The 1,033-nt window shown below is 56.1% G+C and carries 1 protein-coding gene and 1 pseudogene; one reads left to right on the top strand and one right to left on the bottom strand.

Going from position 1 to position 1,033, the window contains the following annotated elements; genetic code table 11:
* Positions 1-585, top strand: a pseudogene (locus tag A3754_RS03855) (glutamine--tRNA ligase); the annotation flags it as partial.
* A gap of 118 nt (positions 586-703) precedes the next feature.
* Here the strand turns inward: A3754_RS03855 and A3754_RS03850 are convergent.
* A partial coding sequence (locus A3754_RS03850) for a YegP family protein (protein ID WP_197468435.1) occupies positions 704-1,033 on the bottom strand: 330 nt, incomplete at its 5' end.

Raw genomic sequence — 1,033 nt, 5'->3', positions numbered from 1 at the left:
CCGGTGCATCCCCAGAATGAATCCATGGGGACTCGTCATGTGCCGATGACGCGGGAGGTGTATATCGACCGTGAAGATTTCCGCGAAGAGGCCAACAAGAAATTCAAGCGTCTGGTATTGGGCGACCGGGTGCGGTTGCGTTATGGCTATGTGGTGCGTGCCACCGATGTAGTGCGTGATGATCAGGGCGAAATCGTGGAAGTGCGTTGCAGCTATGATCCGAACACGCTGGGCAAGAACCCGGAAAATGCTGATGATCAGGGCAAGATGCGTGGTGTGATTCATTGGGTGAGTGCGGACAAGGGGCTGCCTTGCGAGGTTCGGCTGTACGATCGTTTGTTCAGTGCTGCCAACCCTGACAAGGGACTGGAAGAGGGGCAGACCTTCCTGTCCCACATCAATCCTGAGTCCCTGACTGTGCTGGATGGTTGCTGGGTAGAGCCAGGGTTGCGTGGTGCGCTGGCGGAAACCCGTTACCAGTTCGAGCGCGAAGGGTATTTCTGTGTGGACCAGGACAGCACTGATGAGCGACTGGTGTTCAACCAGACGGTAGGCCTGCGCGAATCCTGGCCGAAGGAAGCTTGAAGCGCGGTTGACCGTGCTGGAAGGTAAGCGCCGAACCTGGCGCTGTTAAAAAAGGCCGCGCCCGGATACCGGGTGCGGTCTTTTGCGTTTTACGACTGCGCGAGTCGTAATGTGGCCTTCAGGTCAGATCTTCCAGGGCTGCATCCGGGGCATTGTTCTTGACTGACTCAATGCCGTTTTCCATGCCGCTGGTGCTCTTGTACATCTGGCTTTGACCGATGACTTGGTGATTGGCGGCCTTGAGAACGAAATAGTGGCGTTCGTCTTTGGCAACCTTGCGTTCGAAATTGCTGTCATCGGCGCTGTTCTTTCTTACCGAGTCGATACCGTTCTCGCAGGCAGTCTTGGTGGTGTACTGCTCGCTGGCGAGGATGATCTCGCCGTTGCCGGCTTTCAGGCGAAAGATGAACTGCTCATTGCTGGCTTTGTCGATCTCGAATTTCCCTGA

The organism is Alcanivorax sp. HI0083, assembly GCF_001635175.1.
The sequence above is the reverse complement of the archived record's forward strand: the minus strand, read 5'-3'. Positions and strand labels throughout refer to the sequence as shown.